This is a genomic window from Kitasatospora sp. NPDC056076, assembly GCF_042266305.1.
GTDB lineage: Bacteria > Actinomycetota > Actinomycetes > Streptomycetales > Streptomycetaceae > Kitasatospora.
Genome location: NZ_JBHJWG010000046.1, coordinates 59,899 through 77,918 on the forward strand (window position 1 = coordinate 59,899; position 18,020 = coordinate 77,918).

Consider the following 18,020-nt stretch of genomic DNA (forward strand, 5'->3'; position numbering starts at 1 on the left):
AGTGCGGGGTACTACTTCCGTAGTGCGTCCTTGCGGAGGAACTGCTTCAACCGTTGCCACGTCCAGGCGTTGACCACGTCGTCGACGGTGAGCCACCCGCGCTGCGCCGTGCCGATGCCGAAGCGCGGGTAGCCGAGCTGGCCGGTGGCGTGGGCGTCGCTGTCGACCGCGAAGCGCACACCGTGCCGCTTGGCCCGCAGCACGTCCTCGTCCCGCAGGTCGAGCCGCTGCGGCGAGCTGTTGATCTCGATCGCGGTGCCGGTGCGGGCGGCGGCCGCGAACACCGCGTCCAGGTCGACGTCGATCGGCCCGCGCCGGCCGATCCGCCGGGTGGTGAGGTGGCCGATGACGTGGACGTACGGGTTCTCGCAGGCCCGGACCAGCCGGCGGGTCTGGGCGGCGCGGTCCAGGGTGAAGTGCGAGTGGACGGAGGCCACGCAGACGTCGAAGCCGGCCAGGAACTCGGGCGGCCAGTCCACCCCGCCGTCCGGGCCGATGTTCAGCTCGGTGCCGTGCAGCAGGCGCAACTTCTTGTGACGGTCGGCGAGTCGGCGCAGCTCCTCGCGCTGGGCCAGCATCTTCTCGTCCGTCATCCGCTGCATCACCAGGTCCGGCGCGTGGTCGGTGACGGCGTAGTAGGAGTAGCCGCGGGCCGCCGCCGTGTCGACCATCTCGGTGAGGGTGGCCAGGCCGTCGGTCAGGTCGGTGTGGGTGTGGAGGTCGCCGCGCAGGTCCGACTCCTGGATCAGCTCCGGGAGTTTACCGTTCAGCGCGGCCTCGATCTCGCCCCGGTCCTCGCGCAGCGGCGGCGGGATCCAGGGCAGCCCGAGCGCCGCGTACACCTCCTCCTCGGTCGCGGACACCACCTTGGCGCCCTCGTCCTTCTTCCTCGGAGCCTTTCCGCTCCCCGGGCCCTTTCCGTTCCCCGGGCCCTTTCCGTTCTCCGGGCCCTTGCCGGTGTCGCCGGCGGTCTCGAACAGCCCGTACTCGGAGAGCTTGAGGCCGGCCCGCACCGCCCTCGTGCGCAGCTTGATGTTGTGCGCCTTCGACCCGGTGAAGTAGACCAGCGCGGCGCCCCAGTCCTCCTCGGGCACGACCCGCAGGTCCACCTGGATCCCCCCGGTGGTGCGGACCGAGGTCTTGGTCGGCCCGCTGCCGATCACCTCGGCCACGTACGGGAGTTCGGTGAGCGCGGCCATCAGCGGGGCCGAGTCGGCGGCGGTCGCCAGCACGTCGATGTCGCCCACCGTCTCGCGCATCCGGCGCAGCGAACCCGCGTACGCGCAGCGGGTGCAGCCGGGAACGGCGGACAGGGCCTCGACCAGCTGCTCGGCCAGCTCGGTGGCGGCGTCGAGCAGGGTCCGGCCGCCGGACTGCCGCATCAGCTCGATGCCGTGCAGGATCTTCTCGCCGCTGCGCTCGCCGAAGCCCGCCACGCCGGACAGCCGGTCGGCGCGGATCGCGTCGGCGAGTTCGTCCACCGAGCCGATCCCGAGGTCCCGGTAGAGGGAGAGGGCGCGCTTGGGGCCGACGCTGGGGACGGCCATCATCTCCCGTACGCCGGACGGGATCTCGGCGCGCAGAGCCTCCAGTGCGGAGATCCTCCCGCCGGCGAGGTACTCGGCGATCTTCTCGGCGGTGGACCTGCCGACGCCGGGGATCTGCTGGAGCCCCTTGACGTCCAGACCGGCCAGGTCCTCGGGGTGGCCGCCGACGGCCCGGGCGGCCTTCTCGTAGGCGCGGGCCCGGAAGGCGTCCCCGCCGGTGATGTTGATCAGGTCGGCGTACTCCTGGAGCAGCTCCCTGACCTGGTCGTTGAGCCGGGGCATGGGGCAAGTCTAGGTTCGGAGCGTGCCGTTCGCCGTGCGGTGGGCGCCCGGGGGCGGTCGGGGGGCGTCGGGGCGGTGGCCGGGGGCGTCTCAGTCGTAGGCGACCCCGAGGAGCAGCACGACGGTCATGCCGCCACCGGGGGTCGGCTCCACCGCGAGCCGGCCGCCGGCCGCCAGCACCAAGCTGTGCAACGCCGGTCCCACCGGTCCGGTGCTCCGCACGCCCGCCAGCAGCCACTCGCGGGCCTCGGGCGGCTCGTACGAGCCGCGGTCGGATATTCGTATCTCCACTCGCTCCCGGCCGTGCCCGGTCACGCCGTGGCCGGTTGCGGTGCGCGGTGCCGACGGGCCCGAGCGCTTGACGTCCGCGCGGACCAGCACCCGGCCGCCCAACGGGCTGCGCCGGATCGCGTGGTCCAGCAGCCCGGCGATCGCGGCCTCCATCCGGCGGGCGTCCCCGGCCACCACCGGCAGGCCCGGTGCCAGCCGCAGCGTGACCGCCGCCGCCCGGCCGCCGCCGCGCACCACCCGGCGGACCACCTCGGAGACCTGCACGTGCCGCGCCTGGGGCTCGCACCCGGCCTGGCGGCCGGTCCAGCTCAGCCGGTCCAGCTCCGTACGGGACAGCGGCCGGGGGCCGGCCATCGAGATCGGCGGATACGGGCCGAGCCCCTCCGCAGTGCCCCCGCCGCCCTTGCGTTCGGCGCCGCCCGCGCCGTTCGCGCCGCCGAGCGCGCCGAGCGCCCGGGCCCCCGACGCGACGTAGCCCCAGAGCTTCCCGCGTGCCATTGCCCTGCCCCTCGTGCCTGACCGACGGCCGTCATCTGTTCCGCGGCCGACCGGGGCGGGCCGCTTCCCTGGCCCTCCTGCCAGCCTGCGCCTACTCCGCCCGGGTGACAATCCGGCTCCGGGACGCGAACGGCTGCGGGGACCCCGCCGAGCGGGGGGTGGCGGGGGCGCCGAGTGGCGGGGGCCGCTGCGCGGGGCTTTGGTTCGGGGGTGGGCTCTCGGGAGGGTGGGTGACGCCGGGGGCGGTTCCGGGGGTGGCAGCTCCGGGGGCTGGATGATTTTCCGACCGCCGACCCTCATCGAGGGGGGTCGAGACCGTGGGCGGTCTGAAAATCACCCGCAACGCCCCCTTCCGCACCCACCCCCTCCACCGCCCCCTCCCGCAGCGCGTCCCTCTCGCCTGGGGCGGGTGGTGGGGGTGGTGGGTGGAGGGGGAGGGGTGGTGCGGGTGGGTGTCCGGACCAGTGGAGGAGGAGCAGGCTGGCGAGGGCGGCGAGGGCGCACCAGGTGGAGATGAAGGCGAACCTCCAGAGCAGGGCGCAGGCGAGGGCGCCCGCTGCCGTGAGGAGGCCGAGGCGGCGGAGCAGGTGGTCGGCGCTGAGGAGGAGGGAGCCGACGGTGGTGAGGAGGTAGCCGGTGAGCGGCAGGGCGGGGTGCGGGACGCCGGTTCCGTAGCCGAGGGTGTGGCCGTGCCGGGTGGCTGTCACCGGGTGGGTGGCGACGGCGACCGCGAGCGGTACCGCCACCGCTGCACCGAGCAGGGCGAGGAGGGCGAGCAGCCGGCGACGGGCGGGGGTGGCGGGGTGACCGGGTTCGCGGGCCGCGCACCACACCCCGGCCGGCACCAGGGCGGGCAGCAGCGGCAGGGCGATCACCGCCCAGGCGGTGCGGGCCGCCCCGGCGGGGCCGGCGGGCAGCTCGCCGTCCGTGCCGAGCCAGACCAGGGATTCGACGAGCTGGTGCACGCCGAGCACCAGCGGGAGCGCGGCGAGCGGCAGGCGCTGCGGTCGCCCGGACCGTCGGGCGCGTACCAGGCAGGCCACGCCGACGCCCGCGACCACCGTGCCGGCCACGGCGTCGGCCTGGGCGCTCCAGCACATCGGTGGGCCTACTCGGCTCTGCGGTCGGGGTCGGGGGCGGGGGCGGGGGCGGGGTCGGGGGCGGCATTGGTGTCGCTGGTGTCGCTCTCGGCGCTGCCGGGTCGGTCCTCGGGTGGCGCGCCGATGGACTCCAGGGTCTCGCGGACGCTGCCGGGCATCGCGGGGTGCCGTCCGATCACGATCACCCCGATCACGATCGCGACCAGCCCGGCCGCCTGCCAGGCCAGTGCGCCCGGGGTCACCCGTAGCCGGTCGCCGAGGAAGCCGACCGCGCAGGCGATCCCGGACAGCGGCTGGGCGGCGGTCAGCGCGGGGAGGGACATCCGCAGCGGGGCGGCCTCGAAGGCGCTCTGCACCAGCAGCAGCCCGACCACGCCCGCCACCACCACCGCGTACGGCTGCCAGGTGCGCAGCACCACCGCCAGCCCGTCGTGGTCGAGGCGTTGGGTGGTGGTGCGGGTGAGCGCGTCCTGGAGGCCGTAGAGGAGTCCGGCGGCGAGGGCCAGCAGGGTGGCCTCCTCGAACAGCGGTAGCCGTCGGGCGAGGGTGACCAGCAGCAGGGTCAGCCCGACCACCGTGCCGACCACCAGCCAGTGGCGCAGCTCCCCGGCGGGCGGGCCGCCGCCGGTGGGCCGCCCGGCCACGATGAACGCCGTCACCCCCAGGCCGAGCAGCAGCACCCCGGCCCAGCCGGAGCGGCCGAGGGTCTGACGGGTCAGCACCCGGGACAGCGCCATGGCGAAGATCAGGTTGGTCGCCAGCAGCGGCTCGACCAGGGACACCTCGCCCTGGTTGAGCGCGAGCGCGGACAGCAGCAGGCCGCTGACCATGAACCCGGTGCCGAGCAGCCACTCCGGCATCCGCATCAGGTCCAGCAGCAGGCGCCAGTGCAGCATGTCGGCACGGGGGGCCCGCTGCGCCGCGTGCTGCTGGAGGACGAAGCCGAGTCCCAGACAGCAGGCCGCGCTCAGAGCGAGGAGGAAGACCGCCACGGAGGGACCACCAGGTTGTCGCTGCCCCGCGCCGCGCCGGCGGTTCCGGGGGAGGGACGGCGATCGCGGCGCGCTTGTGTCAGCGTACCGCCGGGGCGGCGGCCGGGCCGAGCGAGCGCGGCGCCGGGCACCGCCCGTGGCCACGGGCCCGCGCTTGCCGCCACGGGCCCGCGCTTGCCGCCACCGGCGGGGCGGGCGCACGCTGGTGTGAGCGGCCGCCACGGGCCCACCGCCCGGGTCGGCCGGGACCGGCGCGACGGGGGCCTGCGCCAGGAGGTGTGGCATGCACAACCAGTGGGACGTGGAGCTCAGCTTCGACGAAGACGGCGTGCACACGGTGTGCGACGCCAGGTTGACGGGCGCGCGGGCGCCGGGCCTGAGCGCGCACGGCGAGGCCGAGAAGAGCGCGGAGGACCGCCCGCTCGCCAGGATCGGCGAGGAGGTCGCGGCCTCCCGGGCCCTGGAGGAACTGTCCCGCAAGCTGCGGGCCCAGGCCGCCGGGGAGATCGACGACGAGGGACACCGCCCGGGCTACCTCATCTACTGAACCCGCGTACGCCGAACCCGGCACGGGCCGCCCGGGCGGTTGCGGAACGTCGTCCCGGCCGGTCAGGTCCGAGCCGGCCGTCGGGGCCGTGTCCCCATGCCCGTGCCCACCGGGGCGGCTGATCGCCATCGCCAAGTAGCGTGTGGGGAGCGGGACTTGGATGACGGGCCGGCCACTGGGCGTCGGGGTGCCCTCCCCGGGCTACCGGATCGGCGCCTCGGTGCGGCACAGCCGTTCGGCGGCAGAGCGGACCCCCTCCACCCAGGCGCGGTACTGCTCGGTCGGGCCTTCCACGCGGAAGTCCATCAGGTACTCGGGCCCGATGGCGTCGATGAACGCCTCCTCCGCCTCGGTGTCCCCCCTCATGGCGAGGAACCAGACCTCTCCCGCCACCGTGGCCGGTGCGAGCTCCCCAGCCGCCAGCAGGCCTGCCAGGTGGTGGATCAGGCAGCGGTCGGCCGTCCGCTCGTCCGGCAGGGCCTTGCCGAGCTCCGCCAACGCCTCGCGGAAGACTTCGGCGGTGTCGTCGTTCGGGGCCCGGCCGGCCAGGTCCCGCAGGGCAGGGGAGTCGAAACCGGCGACGAGCAGGTGGGCGGCGGCCATCGGCAGCTCCGCAGGCTCGACGCGGCCCGCGACGTACTGCCAGGTCAGAGTGGTCAGCTGGTCCATCCGGACATTCTGCCCATAGCCGTCAGCCGCGCCACCAGGAGGCCCGGATCCCGGCATCGGCTCGATGCGCAGCGCGAACGCTGGGCCCCACCGGTGTAGGGAGGACGGCTGAGGACCCCCCCTGTCACCGGCGCCCGGTCCTCCGTACGATGCCGTGCGTGATCAAGGAAACGTCTGCCCGACAGCCCCGGAGACCAGAGCTGTCCGACGGGTCTCCCGTCGCCCGCGCCGACCGTGCGGCGAACCGTCGAGGACGGCGATGAGGGCCGTCGCCTCGGCCATGCCTCGTCCGCAGGCCAGGCCGGCGCCCCTCCCACGGAGCTGTCGCCCGGGCCCGGAACCGCCGGTACGGGGTGCAGCCGGACCGCCGTCCTCGCGTGGGCGGCGAGCTCGGGGAAGACCGAGGTGACGTCCAGCGGCCGCAGTGGCGCGTGCCGGGGTACGACGGCTTCCCGGAGGGTACGGACGTCCTCCAGATCCGGTGGTGCCCGTTCCAGCACGTCTACGACGACCCGACGGCCCCCCGCAACGGAGTCGCCGGCCCGTGGGTCCGGGTCCGCTACCGCCGTACGGGCGACCTGGGGGAGCGCTTCCTGACGCCGCCGGAGCCGGTGGCCGTCGGCGAGCCCGGCTACCTGCCCACCCCGTGCCTGCTGCGGCCGGAGCCGGTGACCGAGTACCCGCACCCGGGCCTCCTGGGCGAGGAGTTCGAGGACCGGGTCGAGGAGTGGGAGACGGCGACCTTCGGCGACCCCGCCGACCCCGAGGAGTACGACCCCCGCTACTCCTGGGACCTCTCGACGGCCCCGGGCTGGAAGCTCGGAGGCCACGAACCGTGGAACTACCAGGGCTACCACGGACCGCTGCGGTGCGGCGCCTGCGACAGCGCGATGCGCTTCGTCGCGGCGATCGCGACCGACGAGTGGGACGGGGGCACCCGGAGCTGGGCGCCCCTCGGTCACCTCGAAGGCGCTCCCAGCGAGCAGCGCCGGAACCAGAGGCCGACCGACGTCGTCCTCGGGGGGCGGGAGACCATGCGCGTCTTCGACTGCCCCGTCTCCACGCACCACCCGGTCGTCAGCGACCTGATGTAGCCGACGGGCCCGCCCTGCCGCAGCCCGATCCGCCGCGGCCCCCGCCACGACTGCAGTCGGCCGGCGGCTCCTCCCCACTGCTGCCGGGGAGGAGCCGCCCTCACCCGCGGGCTAGAAGCGGCCGCGGATCTGCATGCCGGTGTCGGTCTCCGGGTAGTTCAGCGCGTCGTACACCTTGTGGCCGGAGTCGCGGGCCCCGCCGGCCCAGCTGACCGCGCCCTTGTCGGTGACCTTGGCCGCGACGCCGCCCCAGTACTTCGCCTCACGGTCCCACTGGACGTCCGTCAGGAGGGCGTCGAGCGTGACGCCCTCGGGCAACGGGTCGGCGGACCAGGACATGGTGCGGTTCATGGTCGCGCCGAGTCCTGCCACGACCGCTGGTGCGGTGATGGCGGTCTTGGCGTGGAAGAGCTCGGCGTTCTCCGCCAGGAAGGTGCCGACCGTCTCCATGATCTCGCGCTGGACGACGGCCTGGTCGGGGCGGTCGTTGTTCCCGTCGGCGGGGATGTCCTCGTACTCGATGCCCGTCGAGGCGGCATGGATGCCGGCCTTGCCGAGCATGGCCGTGGAGATGAGGGTCCGCAGGACGGACATCGTCATCCACTCGGGAGCCTTGTCCGACACCTGGCGCTTGCCGGTGAGGATCAGGCCGGACAGCGGGACCGCGGTCTCGCCGGCCGGCACCTTGAGCGACTCCATCAGCTTGCGCGTCACCGTGGTGCCGAAGTCGCGGCCGTCCATCGACATGGCCAGGGACTTGTCGACCGGAACGCCCTTGAGGTTGCGGTCGTGGAAGATCTGCCGGGCGGCCATGACGCCGATCCCGTGGAAGATCTCGACGGAGAGCTTCATCTCGCCGAAGTCGAAGTCCTCCAAGCCGTACGCCGCCTGGTTCTTCCTGATCCGGTGCAGCGCCGTGACCTGGGTCTCGGCGTCGAGGGCGATCAGGCCGTCACGGATCGGCAGGTGCCAGACGCCGTTCTCGTCCGGCGCCAGAGGACGCGGGGACCAGAGGGTGATCTGCGGAACCGACCAGGCGCTGTCGAAGTCCCCCCGCAGGCCGGCCGCGATGTAGTCCGCGTACTCGCCGACGTTCTTCGCCTTCTTGCTGGCCGCAGTGCCGATGGGCCGCTGCACCTCGGCGCGCATGCGGGCGTAGGGGTCGACCTCGTAGCCGGCCTTTGCGGCGCGCTTGGCGTCCTCCTCGACCTTCGCCGGGTCGTTGACGAGGTGGAGCAGGTTCTCCCCGTCGATGACCGCGTTGGCCATGACCCCTTCGCGGACGACCAGGAGCTTGATCGGGAAGCCGGTGGTGACCGGCTTCGGGAACGTGGCTATGGACACACTCTCTCCCTTTGCAGCGCACTGCTTTGACGCTGCGTCATGTCAGGGGAAGGTATCCGATGGCATACCAACGGTCAACTGAGGTGGAGGATCTACTCGATGACGCAGCATGCAGGTGAGGGAGGAGCTACTGCGGTGGGAAGGATCCCCTCGATGAGGCAGCTGCGGGCCGCAGTTCCCCGCCGGGCGGGCGTCCGCGGAACGCACCGCCCCCACGGGTGCGGCGAGGGCGCAGAGGCAACGGGCAGTCCGCCACCCCGCTACGACGCCGGCACGACCGTCAGGCGCGCAGGGGGGAGCAGCATCGAACGCGGCCGGGCCCGAACCTGACGAGGGTCGTGGGAGATTGTGGTTACGACTCCACCGGTCAGGTCGCGGTGGGGAGGTGGCGTGCTGCTGCGAGCTTGGCCAGCGTCCGAAGTCTCGCGAAGTAGGAGGCGCAGTACTCCGAGTTGATCAGGGGCACGACCTTGTCGAGGCCGGCGATGCACGCCCAGAGCACGGCGATGCCACTGTCGTCGAGCCCACCGTCCAACTCTTGCCGGACGAGGCCGGCGACATCGGCGTCCAGGAGGATCAGCTCCACGCCCTCGATGTCCACGCCGCGGAAGCCGTCGGGGTACAGGGCGCACCGGTGCTCCTCCCACAGCCGGGCGAGTCGGTCCTCAGGCTGTGCCCGGCGCATGTCAACGGCTGCCGCTTCTGCCGTGGATGGTGGGCGGAGAAGCAGGGAGACGGCATCGAAGACGGCACGCACCAGGGCGATGGCCCTGGCCGGGCAGCGGCGGCGGGGTGTTCACCGGTGCAGTCTTGTCATTCGGAAGCTCTCGGTGCCAACGGATTCATCCGGGGCGGTTGGCAGCCCGGTGCCGCACGTCGCAACCGGCCCGCCCGTCCCTACCTACTCCCCTCTCTTTGCTGCCAGGCGCCCCTGGCAGCACAGCTGCATCGATGACCTGCTGACACTGTCACCTGCGGCAGAACCCGGTTCAGGTGGCCTATCGGCCCAGGAGCGCAGCCGACTTGCGGCCTGGTCCCATGGACGCGGCTCGACCAGGTCGTCGCCTTCGAGCACCTCCTCCTCGAACCAGCCCGTCCCGGCGAGCCATGTCTCCAGCCACGCTGAGAGGCTGGTGGAGTCGAGGAACCAGCACTCATCCCACGATCCGCCGCTGTACGGGTTCGGCTCGAAGAGCAGGACCTGACCGTCCCCACTGAGACAATCAACGCCCGCGTACATGGCGCACCCCCAGGTCAGGATCGGTACAACGCCTTCGGGCCACTGGGGGTGCTCCGCTCCGACGGACGCCTCGCGCCGCGTCAGGTACTCGCCAACGACGCTGGAACCCGGGCCGAGCAACGGCAGTAGCCGGTATTCGGGACCGAAGCCGCCGTCGGCGACGTCGCGGTACAGGCGAACGAGGAGGGGATGCAGCGAGAAGCCCAGTCGCGCCTCGGCCTCGGCGATCCGGGCATCGCCGACGGGTGCGGGAAGGTCCGTGCCGTCGGACGCAGCCCGGGCGGCGACGCGCTGTACGAGGCCATCGATGTCGGTCATGACCGTGATGTTGTCAGGGCCCACCGACATGTTGACGGCCAGGAACGCCAGACGGACTGGTGGGTCACAGGAAGCCCGGCGAAGGGCAGCCGGCCTTGGCCTGTCGTTCAACGCTTCGTCGGGCGAGACCGATGAGGGGTTCTGTCGGCCGGCGGCTTCGTGGGGGTGCTGGTGCGTGGAAGCCGGGCCTCCGGCTGCCGCTGCGGCCCAGGGTCCGCGGGCCGGGTGTCCGGTCGATAATTGGGTGTCATCGGTCGGTTCGGGGCTGGTAGCGTCCCGGGCGTGGCAAAGCTGAACCAGATCATCGCCGTTGAAAAGGGCGTCAAGTCCAAGTCCTTCCAGGAGCTGACGCAGGCCCACCAGGACCTGCAGAAGCCCGCGTTGCTGGCCGGGATCTCCCGGACCTACCAGCCCAAGGACGAGGAGGGCGAGCAGCTGCCGCCGGAGTCGACCCGGGTGCAGCTGAAGGCCGAGGACATCCTGCGGTCCACCGCGAACACCCTCACCCGGCTCTTCGACGTGACGGCCACCAAGGACTGGGCGAACATCGGTGCCAGCGCGGACGTGGTGGTGGACGGACAGGTGCTCCTCACCCAGGTGCCGGTGCCGTACCTGCTCTTCCTGGAGAAGCAGCTCACCGACCTGTCCACCTTCGTGAAGAAGCTCCCGGTGCTGGACGCCTCCGAGTCCTGGAACCTCGACCCGTCCACCGACTCCTGGAAGACCGAGCCGGTGCGCACCATCCGGACCAAGAAGGTGCCGCGCAACCACGTCAAGGCCGAGGCCACCGAGAAGCACCCGGCCCAGGTCGAGGTGTACTACGAGGACATCGCGGTCGGCTACTGGACCACGGTCAAGTTCTCGGGCGCGCTGCCGGCCCGCCGGGTGAACGAGCTCGCCGAGCGGGTGGAGAAGCTCCAGCAGGCGGTCAAGTTCGCCCGCGAGGAGGCCAACGCCGTCGAGGTCACCGACCGGCGGGTGGGCGACGCCGTCTTCGGCTACCTGTTCCGGTAGCCTCACGATCGCCCGCCCGGGGAGCCGGGCGGGTGCACCGAGCGCGCCGAACCGTCCTGGGAGACCGGGCGGGTGCGCTGCACGGTGCGAAAGCTGACACTGACGTTGAAGCTGACCAGGGGTCACAGTGGAGGTTCGAATCCTCCCCCCGGCACCACCGGCCGGGGTAGCCCAAGCCAGGCAGAGGCAGGCCCCGTGAATCTCAGACTCTCGCTCAAGTCTCAGCATTCGCCGCCGAACACCGGATCGACCGGGTGCGGACGAATATCGACGAATGCAGGTTCAAGTCCTGTCTGTGCCGCTCCGTGGCACGGTAGTTCAAAGGTAGAACGCGTCGATTTCAAGCTGATCCGCGACCCTTAAACGTGCCGGTGTGCGCAATTGGGCGGCACACAGGGGCCCGGGAGCTGGCTACGCTCCCGGGTCCTCTCATGTTTTCCACGGCGTGGCGCGGAGGGCTCTCCCTGGGCTGGGGCGTCAGGGCTGGGGGGTCAGGGGCGGGTGAGGAAGGTCAGGACGTGGGGGTTGACCTGGGGGGCGCCGGCGGTGGGGAGGGTGTGGTGGGAGGTGGCGGGGACGGTGGTGACGGTGGCGTGGGGGAGCGCGCGGCGGGTGGCTTCGGCGGTGCGGTGGGGGTCGTGGGTGCGGGTGTGGGCGGCGTAGAGGGCCAGCACCGGGGTGGTGAGGGTGCGGAGCCGGGCGGGGGTGGGGCGGGGGCCGGTGACGACAGGGGAGGTGGGGAAGTCGGCGTAGCCGAGGGCGTACAGCTCGCGCCAGTCGGGGTCGACGGCGGGGCCGGGGCCGGATTCCCAGTCGAGGTAGGAGCGGGCGCGGTCCGGGGTGCGGTGCGGGAGGAAGAGGGGCAGGGCGCGCAGGAGGTAGCCGGGGCGGAAGCCGGTGAAGCACTGGGTGGGGTCGAGGAGGACGAGGCGCCCGACCCGGGCGGGGGCGTGCAGCGTGTACTGGAGGGCGGTCCAGGCGCCGTAGGAGTGGCCGCAGAGGTCGGCCTCGTGGACGCCCAGCCCGTCGAGTACGGCGTCCAGCCAGCCGAGCAGGCCGGGGACGTCGCGTAGCGGGGCGCCGTCGTGGACGCTGCGCCCGGGGTCGCCGATCAGGTCGACGGCGAGGACGCGGTGGCCGGCCGCGGCCCAGGTGCCGGCGTTGGCGAACCACATGGCGGAGGTGGCGCCGCCGCCGTGGAGGAGGACGAGGGGGCGGCCGTCGGCGGGGCCGCAGGCGTTGACGCGGGTGGTGCCGTGGACGGTCCGGACGGTGAGGGGTTCGACCGGTACGGGCCAGCGGGCGAGGAGCTCGTCGTAGGCGGCGAGGAAGGGCGCGGTGCGGGCGGACATGGTGGGGCCTCCGCGGGTGTGGTGTGATCGCGTGCGTGCGTGCGGGCGGGCGGGTGATCGCCCGCCCGTAGAATCACTCGTTGGACAAGTATCTCGCTGAACGAGAGAATAATGGCACGGGAGTGCCCGAGGAAGGACGAGAGGGTGTCCGAACGCGAGGAGCCGATGCGGCTGGTCCACCTGCTGCGCGGTCTGACGGTCGAACTCGACCTGTTCGGGGCCGAGTTCGCGGCCCGCAGCGGCCTGCACCCGACCGATCTGCGGGCGCTGATCCACCTGCTGGACGCGGCCCGGGCCGGGCAGGTGGTCACCCCGGGGCGGCTCGGTGAGGCGCTCCGGCTGAACTCGGCCGGGACCACCGGCCTGGTGGACCGGCTGGAGCGGCTCGGGCTGATCCGGCGCGAGCGCGACCCGCAGGACCGGCGCCGGGTGCGGCTGGTGGTGGAGGAGCGGGCGATGGAGCTCGGCGAGGGCTTCTTCGGCGGGCTGATCGGCGACCTGGTCGCGGCGATGGGCCGGTTCGACCCGGCGGAGCTGGCGACGGCCCGCCGCTTCCTGGAGGCGATGACCTCCGTGGTGGCCGCCGCCCGGCAGGACGACCCTCGGGGCGCGCCCTAGGCGGGGCCCAGGGTCCAGGCGATCACCGAGAGGGTCGCCATCGACACCAGGGTCGACCAGAGCACGGTGTCCCGGGCGAGGTCGGTGCCCTGTCCGTACTCGCGGGCGTAGGTGTAGATGTTCTGCGCGGTCGGCAGGGCGGAGAACAGCACCACGGTGAGCAGCTGGTGGGTGGGCAGGTGGAGCACCGGGCCGGCCACCAGCAGGGCGACGAGCGGCTGGACCAGGGTCTTGATCGCGACGGTCAGGCCGACCTCGGCGCGGCGCGAACGGCCGTCGGCTGCCGGGCGGTTGTGCAGCGACATGCCGAGGGCGACCAGGGCGGTCGGCACGCCGGCACCGCCGAGCAGGTCGGCGGAGTGGTGGAGTTCGGCGGGCAGTTGGAACCCGGTGGCCGAGGCGACGGCGCCGAGGGCGGTGGCGATCAGGATCGGGTTGCGCAGCGGCAGGGTGACCAGGGCGCGGCGGCCGGCCGCGCCGCTGTCCAGGACGGCCAGGACGGCCGGGGTGACCACCAGGATCTGGAAGAGGACCACCGGGCCGACGAAGGAGGCGTCGCCGACGACCTGCATGGTCACCGGGATGCCGAGGTTGGCGGAGTTGACGTAGCCGGAGGCCATCGCGCCGATCGCCAGTTCGCCGCGCTTGCGGCCGAACAGCCGCCACCCGACGAGCAGTCCGAGGCCGGTGGAGACGGCGGTGCCGGCCACGAAGGCGAGCATCGACGGGTTGGCGAAGTGCCCCAGCGGGGTGCGGGAGATCATCAGGAAGAGCGCGGCCGGCATCGCGACGTGGAAGACGAAGCGGGTCAGCACCAGCTCCGCCTGCGGTCCGAGCAGCCCGGCGCGGGCGACGACGTAGCCGACCGCGGTGAGGGCCCAGATCGGGGCGAAGGCGGACAGCAGCGGGTGGAGGTCTGGCATGGTTCCTCGGATCGCTCGGACGGGTCTGCCGGGTGCGGCGGGGATCGCCCGCCGGAGGGCCCCGGAACACCGGTGCCGCCGAGAACCCCCCGTGGCAGTAAACCAGTGGCCGTCCGGGTGTTGATCAAGGGGGCCCGGGTCCTGGGGTGGGATCCGGACCGGTGACCGGGGTGGGATCCGGGCCGGTGGCCGGGGCTGCGAGGGCGTCGCGGGGCGGGCCTACGATGAGCGGGTGGAGGACCAGTACCTGAGCCTGTCCGAGGTGGAGGCCGTCGCCCGTCGGGCCCACGAGGGGCAGGTGGACAAGAACGGGCACCCGTACGCCGAGCACATCGCGGCGGTCGCGGGCGGGACGGCGGCGCGCGGCGGCAGCGAGGCGCAGATCGCGGCGGGCTGGCTGCACGACACCGTCGAGGACGACCGGCTGAGCCGGGAGTGGCTGGCGGGGGCCGCGCTGCCGGAGGCGACCAAGGCGATCGTGGACGCGCTCACCCGGCGGCCCGGGGAACCGGTGGAGGCGTACACCGCGCGGATCCTGGCCACGCCGGGCGCGCTGCTGGTCAAGCGGGCTGACCTGGCGCACAACTCGGACCCGGCGCGGCTGGCCGTGCTGGACGGGGCGACCGCCGAGCGGTTGGCCGCCAAGTACGCGCGGATGCGGGAGCTGCTGGGGCTCCCCGGGGAGCTCTGAGGGCGCGGAGCGGCACGGGCGCGGACGGACCCGCAGAGGCGGACCCGCAGGGGCGGGAACGCACGGGAGGGAACGCACGGGAGGGCCCGGGCCACGCGGATCGCGCGGGCCCGGGCCCTCCCGGGTCACCCCGGTGGTCCCTGTCCGACCCCCGGGGTGAGGGGGAGTGGTCAGGAGACGGGTGTCACGTCGGTACGCCGGTGGTCGGTCGGCTTAGTACCAGTGGTTGGCCTGCCAGAAGTTCCAGGCGGCGTTCGGGCTGCCGTAGCGGGTGTTCATGTAGTCCAGCGCCCACTTGATCTGGGTGGCCGGGTTGGTCTTCCAGTCCGCACCGGCGGAGGCCATCTTGGAGGCCGGCAGCGCCTGGCCGAGGCCGTACGAGCCCGAGCTCGGGTTGGTCGCCGTCACGTTCCAGCCGGACTCGTGGGAGATGATCTGGCTGAACGAGGCCAGCTGGTTCGCCGGGACGATCTGGGCGGCGATGGCCTGCGGGGAGGCGGTCGCGGCGTTCGCGGTGGCGGGCAGGACGCCCGCGCCCAGGGCGGTGAGACCAGCGGTGCCGGCGAGAATCGCGGCGGAAGTGCGCATACGGAGCTTGAAAGTGGGCATGTAGAACAGGACCTCAATCAGGTTGGGCCGAGTCGCGCCCCACCCAGGACCACGGGCCGGACAGGGGCCGTTGCGGTTGTGGGGCGCGACTCGGCGGTAAGCCGTCGACCGGTGGGACAGGAACCGGTGCGGCTGACGACGAGAGCCATTGTTGCCAGACGGGATCGGCCGCCGCCAAGACCCCCTCGTTACGACGCACCGTCGTAGGCACGAGGGTGGCCGTGGATTCGAAGGGCCGCTCGGGCGGGGTGCTCGGACCGGGGCCGAGCCGGGCGGACGGCGGTCGGCCGACGGTCGGCCGACGGGAGGTCCGGGGGTGCGGCGAGGGGCTCCCGGCCACCACTACCCGCCGTCGTAGCCGCTTTTCGGCTGTGAGCGCACTCACCGTTTGGGCGGCGCGGCCGTCACCGGACGGTCCGGTCGCAGCACTTTGGGTACTGACGATCTGTGCCCGGCGCCACAGGAATCGGCCACGATGCGTGACCGTCCCCTGATCGGAGGTCACCGAAGGCCGTCAAAGGCCGCCGGGGATCACCGAAGGTCGCCGAGACGGCGGTGCCGGAGCGCCCGGGCGGCGAGCCGGTCCGCCTCGCCGGCGGCCGACAGCTCGCCGAGCGCCCGCGCGACCGTCGCGCCCAGCCGCTCGCAGAAGGCTGCCGGCTCCTCGGCGGCGTCCGGCAGCTCGGGGACCACCTCGTCCACCAGGCCGACCGCCGCCAGCTGCCCGGCGCCGATGCCCTGCGCCCGGGCCAGCTCGGCGGCGTGCGCGCCGTCCCGGTGCACGATCGCCGAGGCGCCCTCCGGCGGCAGCGGTGCCAGCCAGGCGTGCCCGGCGGCCAGCACCCGGTCGGCCGGGAGCAGCGCCAGCGCCCCGCCGCCGGACCCCTGGCCGAGCAGGACGGCGAGGACGGGCGTGCGCAGTGCCAGCAGGGTGGTCAGGCAGTGCGCGATCTCGACCGCGATGCCCTCCCGCTCGGCCCGGGCCGACAGTTCGGCGCCTGCCGTGTCCACCACGGTGACCAGCGGCAGGCCCAGCTGCTCGGCCAGTCGGGCGCTGCGCCGGACTGCTCGCAGGTCGGCGGCGGTGAAGGGGCGCTCGTGGTCGCCGTCCTGCCGCTGCCGGTCGTCGCCCTGCCGTTGCTGGCCGACGACCAGGACGGGGTGGCCGCCGAGTACGGCGAGGGCGCGGACCAGGGCGCCGTCGTGGCCGCCGGGGGCGTCGAGCAGGACCAGTTCCTCGGCGGTGCGGCGCAGCAGCTCGCGGGTGCCGGGGCGGTCGGCGCGGCGGGTGCGGCGGACGGAGTCCCAGGCGTCGGGGGGTGTGGCGGTGGGAGGCTCCGTAGCGAGGAGCGGGGCGTCCTGGTGAGGGGCGCCCTTATAAGGAGGAGGGACGGTCCCGAGGACGGCGAGCGTGCGGCGCAGCAGTTCGCGCAGTTCCCGCGGCGGGACCACGGCGTCCACCAGCCCCTGCCCGGCCAGGGTCTCGGCCCGCTGGACGTCCGGCGGCAGCTGCACGCCGCGCAGTTCCTCGTACACCCGGGGGCCGAGGAAGCCGAGGCGGGCGCCCGGCTCGGCGAGGACCAGCTGGCCGAGGGTGCCCCAGGAGGCGAAGACCCCGCCCATGGTCGGGTTGCGCAGGTAGCTGAGGTAGGGGAGGCCGGCCGCGCGGTGGGCCTGGACGGCGGCGGTGATGCGGAGCATGCAGAGGAAGGCCGCCGAGCCCTCCTGCATCCTGGTGCCGCCGGAGACCGGCAGGGCGATCAGCGGGAGGCGTTCGGCGGTGGCGCGCTCGACGGCCCGGGTGATCCGTTCGGCGGTGGCGACGCCGATCGAGCCGCCGAGGAAGCCGAACTCGGAGGCGACCAGGGCGACCGGCCGGCCGTCGATCAGGCCACGGCCGGTGAGCACGGCCTCGTCCAGGCCGGTGCGGGCGCGGGCCCGGTCGAGCGAGGCGCGGTAGTCGGGGTCGGCGGTGGGGAAGGGCGGGGGTTCGTCCCAGCTGTGGAAGCCGCCCGGGTCGACCAGCAGGCCGATCAGCTGGTGGGCGGTCAGCGCGGTGGCCCTGGCGGTCCGCCCGCCGTCGCCCGTGCTCGTCCCTGCGCCCGTGTCCATGTCCACCCCGTCAGTGATCGTTCCGGTCCGGCACGGTCCGTCACTCTATGCGGCGCGGGCGCGGCGCTGTGGGAGTGCTGTGAAGGTGTGAGGAGCCCGACAGCGGGGGCGGGCGGAAGTTCGACGGCGGTCGACCCAAGGGTGGTGCGGACCGTTCGTGGACGGCTTCGGCGGGCCGGCTCCGGCGGCCGGCGTACGGGTGAAGTCGCAGATGGGACAAGCGAGTTACCCGTCGGTAAAAAGTTGATTCAAGCCTTCCGGAGTTGTCGGTGGCCCGCCACACTGATGGACATGACCCGCACTCTACGCGCGTGGAAGACCCGCGCTGCCGCCATCACCGCCGTCGCCCTGATGACCCTCGCCCCCGTCGCCGTCGCCACCGAGGCGCACGCCGACGTGAGCGGCACGGTGTGCCTGTCCGCGCTGCCGTCGCAGGCCACCGACACCCTGAACCTGATCGCCTCCGACGGGCCGTTCCCGTACTCGCAGGACGGCGTGGTCTTCCAGAACAGAGAGGGCGTGCTGCCGAGCCAGTCGTACGGGTACTACCACGAGTACACCGTCATCACCCCGGGCGCCCCGACCCGCGGTGCCCGCCGGATCATCACGGGCGAGTCCTCCCAGGAGGACTACTACACCGGTGACCACTACGCCACGTTCTCGCTGATCGACCAGACCTGCTGACCTGCTGATCTGTTGATCGAGTCCCGGTACGGCTGAGTCGACGTGCGGCTGAGTCCCGGTACGACGGTGGCCCGGCGGAAGGATCCGCCCGGCCC

General features: G+C 73.2%; 17 protein-coding genes and 1 pseudogene. 6 read left to right on the top strand and 12 right to left on the bottom strand.

Going from position 1 to position 18,020, the window contains the following annotated elements:
* Positions 1 to 11 precede the first annotated feature (11 nt).
* The 4 genes from ACFC1T_RS30475 to ACFC1T_RS30490 form a co-directional block, all read right to left on the bottom strand.
* Positions 12 to 1,829 carry a helix-hairpin-helix domain-containing protein gene (locus ACFC1T_RS30475; RefSeq protein ID WP_375893655.1) on the bottom strand — a complete coding sequence of 606 codons (1,818 nt, stop codon included), beginning with the start codon at positions 1,827 to 1,829 and terminating at the stop codon, positions 12 to 14.
* Between the two features lie 90 nt (positions 1,830 to 1,919).
* Positions 1,920 to 2,618, bottom strand: coding sequence for a hypothetical protein (locus ACFC1T_RS30480; protein ID WP_375893657.1), 699 nt, complete (start codon positions 2,616 to 2,618; stop codon positions 1,920 to 1,922).
* Between the two features lie 296 nt (positions 2,619 to 2,914).
* Complete coding sequence (locus ACFC1T_RS30485) at positions 2,915 to 3,718, bottom strand: DUF6629 family protein (RefSeq protein ID WP_375893658.1); 804 nt, start codon at positions 3,716 to 3,718, stop codon at positions 2,915 to 2,917.
* Between the two features lie 8 nt (positions 3,719 to 3,726).
* Positions 3,727 to 4,710, bottom strand: coding sequence for a DMT family transporter (locus ACFC1T_RS30490; protein WP_375893660.1), 984 nt, complete (start codon positions 4,708 to 4,710; stop codon positions 3,727 to 3,729).
* Between the two features lie 283 nt (positions 4,711 to 4,993).
* Here ACFC1T_RS30490 and ACFC1T_RS30495 point away from each other — a divergent pair, with 283 nt between their 5' ends.
* Complete coding sequence (locus ACFC1T_RS30495) at positions 4,994 to 5,257, top strand: dsRBD fold-containing protein (protein ID WP_375893661.1); 264 nt, start codon at positions 4,994 to 4,996, stop codon at positions 5,255 to 5,257.
* A 201-nt stretch (positions 5,258 to 5,458) separates the two neighbouring features.
* On the opposite strand, the gene ACFC1T_RS30500 is transcribed toward ACFC1T_RS30495, so the two are convergent.
* Entirely contained in the window at positions 5,459 to 5,926 is a 468-nt protein-coding gene (locus ACFC1T_RS30500; protein WP_375893662.1) for a hypothetical protein, read from the bottom strand.
* 377 nt (positions 5,927 to 6,303) lie between these two features.
* On the opposite strand from ACFC1T_RS30500, the gene ACFC1T_RS30505 reads away from it, so the two are divergent.
* On the top strand, positions 6,304 to 7,020 hold the full coding sequence (locus ACFC1T_RS30505; protein ID WP_375893664.1) for a hypothetical protein: 717 nt from the start codon (positions 6,304 to 6,306) through the stop codon (positions 7,018 to 7,020).
* 111 nt (positions 7,021 to 7,131) lie between these two features.
* On the opposite strand, the gene ACFC1T_RS30510 is transcribed toward ACFC1T_RS30505, so the two are convergent.
* From ACFC1T_RS30510 to ACFC1T_RS30520, 3 genes and pseudogenes are all read right to left on the bottom strand, one after another.
* Complete coding sequence (locus tag ACFC1T_RS30510) at positions 7,132 to 8,364, bottom strand: DNA sulfur modification protein DndB (RefSeq protein WP_375893666.1); 1,233 nt, start codon at positions 8,362 to 8,364, stop codon at positions 7,132 to 7,134.
* A 367-nt stretch (positions 8,365 to 8,731) separates the two neighbouring features.
* Entirely contained in the window at positions 8,732 to 9,049 is a 318-nt protein-coding gene (locus tag ACFC1T_RS30515) for a hypothetical protein (protein WP_375893667.1), read from the bottom strand.
* A gap of 318 nt (positions 9,050 to 9,367) precedes the next feature.
* A pseudogene (locus ACFC1T_RS30520) lies at positions 9,368 to 9,952 on the bottom strand (SMI1/KNR4 family protein); the annotation flags it as partial.
* Between the two features lie 252 nt (positions 9,953 to 10,204).
* Here ACFC1T_RS30520 and ACFC1T_RS30525 point away from each other — a divergent pair.
* Positions 10,205 to 10,936 (top strand): hypothetical protein, encoded by a 732-nt coding sequence (locus tag ACFC1T_RS30525; RefSeq protein WP_375893669.1) that lies wholly within the window; start codon positions 10,205 to 10,207, stop codon positions 10,934 to 10,936.
* A 491-nt stretch (positions 10,937 to 11,427) separates the two neighbouring features.
* Here ACFC1T_RS30525 and ACFC1T_RS30530 read toward each other — a convergent pair whose 3' ends face one another.
* Positions 11,428 to 12,288, bottom strand: a complete 861-nt coding sequence (locus ACFC1T_RS30530) for an alpha/beta fold hydrolase (RefSeq protein ID WP_375893671.1) — start codon at positions 12,286 to 12,288, stop codon at positions 11,428 to 11,430.
* A gap of 165 nt (positions 12,289 to 12,453) precedes the next feature.
* Here ACFC1T_RS30530 and ACFC1T_RS30535 point away from each other — a divergent pair, with 165 nt between their 5' ends.
* Positions 12,454 to 12,906, top strand: a complete 453-nt coding sequence (locus ACFC1T_RS30535; protein WP_375893684.1) for a MarR family winged helix-turn-helix transcriptional regulator — start codon at positions 12,454 to 12,456, stop codon at positions 12,904 to 12,906.
* On the opposite strand, the gene ACFC1T_RS30540 is transcribed toward ACFC1T_RS30535, so the two are convergent.
* A complete protein-coding gene (locus ACFC1T_RS30540) occupies positions 12,903 to 13,829 on the bottom strand; it encodes an AEC family transporter (RefSeq protein WP_375893673.1) in 927 nt (308 codons plus the stop codon). The two genes, ACFC1T_RS30535 and ACFC1T_RS30540, sit on opposite strands and share 4 nt — an antisense overlap.
* 232 nt (positions 13,830 to 14,061) lie before the next feature.
* Here ACFC1T_RS30540 and ACFC1T_RS30545 point away from each other — a divergent pair, with 232 nt between their 5' ends.
* Positions 14,062 to 14,520: an HD domain-containing protein gene (locus tag ACFC1T_RS30545; protein WP_375893675.1), complete on the top strand. Its 459-nt coding sequence runs from the start codon at positions 14,062 to 14,064 to the stop codon at positions 14,518 to 14,520.
* 213 nt (positions 14,521 to 14,733) lie between these two features.
* Here the strand turns inward: ACFC1T_RS30545 and ACFC1T_RS30550 are convergent, their stop codons facing one another.
* A complete protein-coding gene (locus tag ACFC1T_RS30550) occupies positions 14,734 to 15,108 on the bottom strand; it encodes a transglycosylase SLT domain-containing protein (protein ID WP_375893676.1) in 375 nt (124 codons plus the stop codon).
* A gap of 552 nt (positions 15,109 to 15,660) precedes the next feature.
* Positions 15,661 to 17,241 (bottom strand): carboxyl transferase domain-containing protein, encoded by a 1,581-nt coding sequence (locus ACFC1T_RS30555; protein ID WP_375893678.1) that lies wholly within the window; start codon positions 17,239 to 17,241, stop codon positions 15,661 to 15,663.
* Between the two features lie 291 nt (positions 17,242 to 17,532).
* On the opposite strand from ACFC1T_RS30555, the gene ACFC1T_RS30560 reads away from it, so the two are divergent.
* Positions 17,533 to 17,925 carry a ribonuclease gene (locus ACFC1T_RS30560; protein WP_375893679.1) on the top strand — a complete coding sequence of 131 codons (393 nt, stop codon included), beginning with the start codon at positions 17,533 to 17,535 and terminating at the stop codon, positions 17,923 to 17,925.
* Positions 17,926 to 18,020: the final 95 nt, after the last annotated feature.

Coding starts and splice junctions, on each gene's coding strand:
- ACFC1T_RS30560 (WP_375893679.1), top strand. CDS start 17,533: ATGACCCGCACTCTACGCGCGTGGAAGACCCGCGCTGCCGCCATCACC.
- ACFC1T_RS30500 (WP_375893662.1), bottom strand. CDS start 5,926: ATGGACCAGCTGACCACTCTGACCTGGCAGTACGTCGCGGGCCGCGTC.
- ACFC1T_RS30550 (WP_375893676.1), bottom strand. CDS start 15,108: ATGCGCACTTCCGCCGCGATTCTCGCCGGCACCGCTGGTCTCACCGCC.
- ACFC1T_RS30535 (WP_375893684.1), top strand. CDS start 12,454: ATGCGGCTGGTCCACCTGCTGCGCGGTCTGACGGTCGAACTCGACCTG.
- ACFC1T_RS30515 (WP_375893667.1), bottom strand. CDS start 9,049: ATGCGCCGGGCACAGCCTGAGGACCGACTCGCCCGGCTGTGGGAGGAG.
- ACFC1T_RS30480 (WP_375893657.1), bottom strand. CDS start 2,618: ATGGCACGCGGGAAGCTCTGGGGCTACGTCGCGTCGGGGGCCCGGGCG.
- ACFC1T_RS30530 (WP_375893671.1), bottom strand. CDS start 12,288: ATGTCCGCCCGCACCGCGCCCTTCCTCGCCGCCTACGACGAGCTCCTC.
- ACFC1T_RS30485 (WP_375893658.1), bottom strand. CDS start 3,718: ATGTGCTGGAGCGCCCAGGCCGACGCCGTGGCCGGCACGGTGGTCGCG.
- ACFC1T_RS30475 (WP_375893655.1), bottom strand. CDS start 1,829: ATGCCCCGGCTCAACGACCAGGTCAGGGAGCTGCTCCAGGAGTACGCC.
- ACFC1T_RS30555 (WP_375893678.1), bottom strand. CDS start 17,241: ATGGACACGGGCGCAGGGACGAGCACGGGCGACGGCGGGCGGACCGCC.
- ACFC1T_RS30540 (WP_375893673.1), bottom strand. CDS start 13,829: ATGCCAGACCTCCACCCGCTGCTGTCCGCCTTCGCCCCGATCTGGGCC.
- ACFC1T_RS30495 (WP_375893661.1), top strand. CDS start 4,994: ATGCACAACCAGTGGGACGTGGAGCTCAGCTTCGACGAAGACGGCGTG.